A 7,434-nucleotide genomic window follows, 5' to 3' on the forward strand; every position below is an offset into this window, starting at 1 on the left:
TAGAACAAAAAATGCTGACATAAGTCAGGAAATATTCATACAACAAGAGTCACATCGCTTGCTTTAAATTCAAAATTAACAATCCCCATAAGTAAATCAGTACTAAGTACTTCTCCTCACCGAAACAGTGCTGTTAGTGGTAGCGGAGTGTTTAGCCCATTTTGAGTAAAAAATGCTTTAACTACTGCGCTTTTTGATTTACTTGTAACCAAATTTCTAAACTAGCAAGCAACCACAGTTTCACTCCATAACGACTCCAAGTATCTCCTTGATAGTTTAACCAATTACGAATTGACAACTGGTTTAAGTAAGGGGTAATAGCTGCATTCCGATTGAGCAATAAATTTCTGGCTTCTTGCTGCCAATATTTCCGAAATCCTAACTGCACCGGTACCATCATCCCACTTTTGGGACGATGAATAATTCTGTCTGGTAAAATATCTGCAATTGCTTGCTTTAAAACTGCTTTTTCTTCCACTCCAGAAAGCTTATACTCTGGAGGGATTTGCATACTTAAGTCTACTACTCGTTGGTCAAACAAAGGAGAACGACCTTGCAAAAGAGCAGCTTGAGTCAAGTTACTGACTTTTGTCAAAATTTGGTCAGCACCTTTAAATTTGATGTTCATCGCCATCAAACGATTCAGATAGCTAGCTTGGGAATATAAATCTTCTTCAAAAACCCAAGGTACTGTTTGTACTGCTTGACAAACTTCTGGTTTTAAAAGTTGCGGTAAGTCAACAGCGCACTTTTGAAAAGAAATTAAATAAGCTTGCAATGCATCTTGATTGGTGACAGAACCATATAAACTATTAATTAGCATTGGTTGATTTTTTGGCCCACCAAAACATGGGTCGCCACCTTCACCATTTAAAACTACTTCTACGCTTTTTCTCGCTAGTTGTCCTAGTAAAAGGTTGGGAACAGTCAATGGGTCGCCAATGGGGTCATCTAAATAGGCCATTGTTTCCGGCAGGCGTGACCACATATCCTTAAAAGTAATTTCCAAAATGTGGTGCTGCGTCTGACAATGAGATGCAACGAGACTAGAAAATTCTAACTCATTGGGACATTCAGAACCAAAATGAATTGAGAAGGTATGAACTGGTGCTTTGTGGAATTTTGCCACTAAAGCAGTGATGCTGCTAGAATCCAAACCACCAGAAAGGAAAACACCAACGGGTTCATTTTCTGGCGGTAAATATTCTTGAACAACTTGGTTTAAGAGTTCTCGCAAGCGATCGCTATGCCATGCTAAAGGTTGATCTATTGCTATAATTTGTTCTTGAAGTTGCCAATAAGTTTCAACTTTGTGGTCGGGAAATTCTAAAACGGTTCCTGGTCTGAGTTCCCGTACTTGTTCCCAAAGGGTTCGTTCTCCGGGAACAAAAGCACAACACAGGTAATCTCGTAAGGCTACCAAATCTAAATCAGATGAACGATGCGGTGATAAAGTTCTCAGTTGAGGCGCAATCCAACGAACTGAACCAGTGGTAGTGTAATAGAGAGTACGAACACCGATGCGATCGCGAACTAACTTCAATATCTGTTTTTCTCTATCCCAAATCACCAGCGCAAACATCCCCACAAGTTCGCTAAGACTTTCATTACCCCATCGTTCCCAAAGATTGGCAACCAGTTGCAGAGAACTTTCTTGAAAGCTATCCGGTTCTATTCCCAATTTTTGCAGCAATTGCACTCGGTTAGTTAACCAAACATCACCAACAACAACAAATTGTCCTCTAGAACTAATTGCTAATTTCTCCGTCAGCAATTCAGAAGTTGTGTGTGGTAAAATTACAGAAATTTGTTCATCTTGCCAAACTATATCTTTATAATTGGCATCAACTCTTCCCCATGCTACGCGCCAGGTTAATTCAGTCTTAATGAATTCGATTTTAGGCGATTTACGATTTTTAAAAGCATCAAATAGCATAGGAAATTTTCAATGCATAATTAAGTGATTTTAAGATATAGTACTGATTTTCTTAATCCCTTCCCCGCCTGCGCGGGGAGAGATGAAGCGTAGCTTTAGCAGAGAGGGGTTCTTCGGGTTTAATTTAAGTAATCAAGCAGATATGATATTAGGTTTCGCGTTAGTATTCCCAGATGAAATAAATAGTCAGGTTAGATTACCGATTAAAGAATTAAAAAGTTTAATCTAAAATCTAAAATTCACTCAGCATCCACCTAACCGAGAATTAGTAGTTATTACTTTACTCTTATGCTCTATCTGGGTGCATTTTAGTTGTGATTCTAAAGCATCAATCTTTCGTAAAAGTGACACTCCCCACAATATAGAAATCACTAACTTGATTGTCATACCAGCGAGCAAAAGTGTCACGATAGTGGCAGCTCTCTTTTGTTGAGCTAGCCTTTTTTGCTGTTCCGCAAGTCGTGCTTCAATTTCTTTAGTACGTTCGGCCTCTAATGCCTGCTGCATTTCTCGCCGATCTAATTCTTCACTAGCAGCTAAAAATCGATAATCTAAGTTGCTCAAACTTTTACCATTTGCCCAAGTTTGGGCGTCAATCAAGGCTTGTCCGCGCAATAGGCGAGATTTATCCTTTTCCTTTGAGGCTACCCATGCATTGAAGTTTTCGTAGTAGGGACGCAAATAAGCTAATTTTTTTCTAACCCATTTTAAATTGAAAACTTCTTCATAAATTCGGTTTTTTATTTGGAGGAAACCTTGTTTTTTGATCACCAAACCAGAAAGAAATAGTTCTACCTGTTCTCGACTATCGTCGGCTGGTATTTTCGCTCCTTGGAGAATTTGCTGATAAATTCCTAACAATCTGGCGGCAATTTGTTCGTTTCTGAGGATGCGATCGCGAATTGTCCGCAAATGCTCCGGTTCATCTTGTGATTCCCATTTCTCGATAATATACGATCGCACCACATTTTCTATCCAAAATTCTTCTGTACCAGGAGGAATTTTGAAATTTCTACCCATATCATCTTGAGATAAACTAACAAGCAGTCGACACAGTTTTTGGGTAAGAAATGGTTGCCCTTCTGTCCAAGTTAATATTTCTTTTAAAAGTTTCTGAGGATGATTGTCTTTAATATCCAGTCCTAAAGATAATGGTTGAGCTTCTTCAAATGTAAAACCATTTACTTGTATAGTTTTACCAAGATTAAACGGGGTAGTATGATTTGCATCTAAAGTTAAGTCTGAAGGTGTTGCTACACCAAAAATCGCAAATGTAATTCGCTGATACTCTGGATCAATTGCTCGTTGGTTATAACAAAAGCGAATCAAGTTAAAAAAGTCATCAACAGAAAAATCGAGACTGAGAATACTATCAACTTCATCAACAAAAATAAATAGTCTTTCGTTAGGAAACTGAGCTAACATTTCCGAAATAAACCGACTAAGTTTCTGAACCAAAGAAATATCATTGTGTTCTTGCCACCAGGTTTTTAAATTGACTTTTCCTAACAGTTTAAAACTCAACCAAAGGTCGCCAACAACTCCCTTATACCACTGTTCTGGAGTTATATTTTCGCAACCAATATTAGTCATATCAATAGTGGCACATCTAAAGCCCTCTTCTTGCAAGCGGTGCTTTGTTTTTACCATGAGTGAGGATTTACCCATTTGCCTACAGCTTAGAACGTAGCAAAATTCACCCTGTTTCAAGGTTTCGTAAAGCTCAACATCTGCTCTGCGCTCAACATAGCTTGGAGCATCGCTAGTCAGCGTACCACCAACTTGGTATCGATAATTATTCATTGAATTTCTTTGAAATTAGTTTGATATCTAAATGCAGAAATTTGGAGCGGTAAATTTGAGAAATTTTATATAATTTTTGATGAAAAACTAAGTTCGTAGTCAGCAAAAAATGTGCTTAGTAAATAACGTGCTTACTACAAACCTTCAAAACTAATTTAAAAACTTACTATAAGAATTACCATCGATTTGTTTTCTCAACTGTTGGCTAAAATAAAGACGATATAACTTACACATGGTGCTAGCTTGATTACCGTTTAATTGAACCAAACCCATACTTTCTAACTTGTAAGCAGCGATCGCGTCTAACTCCACTTTTTCATCTGTTGCAATTACTTGTTGCATAGCTGACATTAATTCCGGCTCTTTTTGCAGTAATGTCAACAGTTCTCGTAAATGCTGTCCGTAAATTCCTACTGGGGTAAATGCAGTTTCTAATAACATCTCCAACGTCATTTTACCCTGACATAAATGATAGAATGCAAGGCTCACCAGATAGGGATGTCCTCCTACCATTGCTTGTAGGGGTGCAAGGCGTTTTGCTCCTTCGGAATCTCCTGCATAATCTAGTCCGTAACGTAATGCTAAATTCTGTACTTGCTTGAGAGTAAATGCTGGCAGGGTAATTGTTATCCCTACATTGAAAGGTGATTGGTTAAGCTTGAGAGGAATATAAATTTCTGTTGTGTGAACCACCACCATCCGCAGTTTTTGCCAAGTTTGATCTTGCTTTGCTTGTTCATGCCAAAATCGCAGCATCGGCAGAAAGTCTTGGGCAATATTGGGATGTTCAAAAACTCGATGGATTTCATTCAAAGCCAAAACTACAGGACTATTATGAATGTATTCCAACAGATATGCTTCAAAATAGATTTTGCAGCTAACCTTGCTACCCATTTCTATATCCCAAAAATCATCTAGACAGGGAAGGAGATTTAACTGCCTGCTGACATTTACACAAAACCAACGCAAAAATTTATCTAGGGAAGCAAAAACGTCTTGATCGGCTTCTTGAAAATCCAAATAGACAATTTGATAATTTTGCTCTTTAGCATAAGCAATCATCCGATTCAGTAGAGAGCTTTTTCCCATCTTTCTAGGTGCTTTGATCCGGATTAAGCAACCAGGGTGTAAAATTTCGTTATAAACAAGTTCTTCCAAGGGAGGGCGATTAATGTATAAAGGAGAACCCAGTGCTACAGGCCCGCTAGGAAATTCTATCTTGCTTGCTGAAAAAAACTCTGGAGAAACCATTTCTAAGTGAGATTCTTCGCCGAACTTTTGTTGAATCTGATTTTCTTGAGTACTTATCTCGTCTTGCAAGTGTTTATTCAAGGCTAAATGCAGGTTTTTTTTCGTTATTCGTTTTCCAAGTGCGATGGAAAGGTCTTGCCACAATTCAGAGCCAATTTCCTTGATGTAATTGTTGCCGTAGCCTGATGTCTCTGCCATTTCACCGTAAGTTTTACCCAACCATGACTGATAGAGTACAAACCACTGAATTGAATCAAGAGGCTTGTCTTGCAGAATTTTTTTTACAGATTGTAGAAGTTCATCCACAGCAGAGAAATTGCTAAACAGCTAGGGAAATTTTTTATACTTTTCGAATTAAGTAACAATTTACATCTCAGTATATCTGAAACAATACTTGAAAACATAAAAATTCAAGATTGCGTTGATACAATTTTAAACTATATCAGTACACCATAAATATTTTTTATAATTATATTTTTTTCAGAGTTTTTGTATATTTATATACTTTTTTGCCGATTAATCCTTATTACTTGGAGTACGAGGTTAGTTCAGCCTAATACAGCCTTGAAAAAGCTGATAACAATCATGGCTCACTGGTGTGAGATCCTAGAGACAGTCAATAGAGGCTCAATAGAATGGAACAACATCAAAAGCCAACGGTTGTAATTACGGGTGCCTCTTCGGGGGTGGGTTTATACGCTGCAAAAGCTCTTGCTGAAAAGGGATGGTATGTGGTACTCGCATGTCGGGATTTAGCGAAGGCCCAAAAAGCTGCCCAAGATGTGGAAATTCCTTACAACAGTTATACCAGCATACATATTGACCTTGGCTCCTTGGAAAGTGTTCGACAGTTTGTAAAGAACTTCCGAGCAACTGGAAAGTCCCTAGACGCTTTGGTGTGCAATGCTGCAATTTATATGCCCTTAATCAAAGAGCCGTTACGCAGCCCAGAAGGCTACGAATTAAGCGTTGCCACAAATCATCTTGGTCATTTTCTATTGTGTAACTTGATGCTAGAGGATCTGAAGAAGTCATCTTTAGAGCCAAGACTGGTGATTTTAGGAACCGTCACGCACAATCCAGACGAACTGGGTGGGAAGATTCCACCGCGTCCCGACTTGGGAGATTTGCAGGGCTTTGCAGAAGGGTTTAAAGAGCCAATCTCGATGATTGATGGCAAAAAATTTGAACCAGTCAAAGCTTACAAAGACAGCAAAGTTTGCAACGTGCTGACTATGCGGGAACTGCATAAGCGCTATCACGAGTCAACCGGTATCGTCTTCAATTCTCTTTATCCGGGATGTGTTGCAGAAACGCCGCTATTTAGAAATCACTATCCCCTGTTTCAGAAAATCTTTCCATTATTTCAGAAATACATCACTGGAGGATACGTGTCTCAGGAGCTAGCCGGAGAACGGGTTGCTGCCGTAGTTGCCGATCCTGAGTATAATCAATCCGGTGTTTATTGGAGTTGGGGAAATCGCCAGAAGAAAGATGGCAAATCTTTTGTGCAAAAAGTCTCTCCTCAAGCCCGTGATGACGACAAAGGCGATCGCTTATGGGAATTAAGTGCAAAGTTGGTTGGACTTGCTTGATGGTAAAGGGCTTGGCATTCCCCTTGTGCGCGATTGCTCGATAAATCGATCTACTGTTTTGAATCGATATTATGTATAGGTAAAGAATGATTGAGGTGATTATTTAAGTCACCTCTGACTTTATTAGTAGCTATTTATATTTACTTAGAGGATGTTGAAAAGTCCTCTTATCGGTAGCAAAATACTTAATAATATAAGTATTATTAGTAATTATTTTTGAATTATTAAGTATTACATTTTGTAGTGCAAAATGTAGGATAAAAACTGGTCATCAGAGGATGTTTGAGAAGTATCAAATATTTCTTGATCCCCCCTAACCCCCCTTAACAAAGGGGGAAATAAGAGTCTTAAAGTCCCCTTTTTAAGGGGGATTTAGGAGGATCTCCAAGGGTTAGATGTATACAAAAAAACTTTTCAGACATCCTCTCAGAGAATCTAAAATATGTTGACTTTACTAAAACCTAAAGAACATGTAAGTCAGGAGTAAGGGAATATCTCAGTTTTATAGAAGAAAAATATAAAAATATTTAGGAACGAATCCGAAAACCAGCAACTTCAACTTGTAGATTAGACTGTACTTCGCAAGTGAGATGCACCCGATGACCACAGATTTGAACGTTGACCCAAAAATACTCTTTTATCTAGAGCAGATAGGTCGAAATGCCCGTTTGAATAAACATCAACATTTTCATGCTACTGAAAGACATCATTTCAACAATAACTTATTTGGCTCTATTGCAATAGTTATAAACGTCACTTTAGGCTGACGGGGCGACAAAAAAGGTTAGGATACAGATAAAATAAGCTCCATAGCCCTGAAACCTCGTTGATAATACTGGAGTTTATTGC

4 protein-coding genes are annotated in these 7,434 nt (G+C 38.4%); 1 reads left to right on the plus strand and 3 read right to left on the minus strand.

The window, feature by feature from the left end; all coding sequences use genetic code 11:
- Positions 1-181: 181 nt before the first annotated feature.
- The 3 genes from RMX98_RS11920 to RMX98_RS11930 all read right to left on the minus strand — a co-directional run bounded on the left by RMX98_RS11920 (position 182) and on the right by RMX98_RS11930 (position 5,296).
- Positions 182-1,936 (minus strand): asparagine synthetase B family protein, encoded by a 1,755-nt coding sequence (locus tag RMX98_RS11920; RefSeq protein ID WP_322679088.1) that lies wholly within the window; start codon positions 1,934-1,936, stop codon positions 182-184.
- Positions 1,937-2,179: 243 nt separating this feature from the next.
- The gene (locus RMX98_RS11925) at positions 2,180-3,739 is read right to left on the minus strand and encodes an AAA-like domain-containing protein (RefSeq protein WP_322679089.1); all 1,560 of its coding nucleotides are present in this window, start codon (positions 3,737-3,739) and stop codon (positions 2,180-2,182) included.
- Between the two features lie 150 nt (positions 3,740-3,889).
- Complete coding sequence (locus RMX98_RS11930; protein WP_322679090.1) at positions 3,890-5,296, minus strand: AAA-like domain-containing protein; 1,407 nt, start codon at positions 5,294-5,296, stop codon at positions 3,890-3,892.
- A gap of 329 nt (positions 5,297-5,625) precedes the next feature.
- Here RMX98_RS11930 and RMX98_RS11935 point away from each other — a divergent pair, with 329 nt between their 5' ends.
- Positions 5,626-6,585, plus strand: coding sequence for a protochlorophyllide reductase (locus RMX98_RS11935; protein WP_322679091.1), 960 nt, complete (start codon positions 5,626-5,628; stop codon positions 6,583-6,585).
- The last annotated feature ends 849 nt before the right edge of the window (positions 6,586-7,434 follow it).

The organism is Nostoc sp. DedQUE02 (assembly GCF_034531035.1).
Lineage (GTDB): Bacteria > Cyanobacteriota > Cyanobacteriia > Cyanobacteriales > Nostocaceae > Nostoc.

Bases quoted from the DNA above. Each gene is read 5' to 3' on its own strand.
- RMX98_RS11920 (WP_322679088.1), bottom strand. From the start codon at position 1,936: ATGCTATTTGATGCTTTTAAAAATCGTAAATCGCCTAAAATCGAATTC.
- RMX98_RS11925 (WP_322679089.1), bottom strand. From the start codon at position 3,739: ATGAATAATTATCGATACCAAGTTGGTGGTACGCTGACTAGCGATGCT.
- RMX98_RS11935 (WP_322679091.1), top strand. From the start codon at position 5,626: ATGGAACAACATCAAAAGCCAACGGTTGTAATTACGGGTGCCTCTTCG.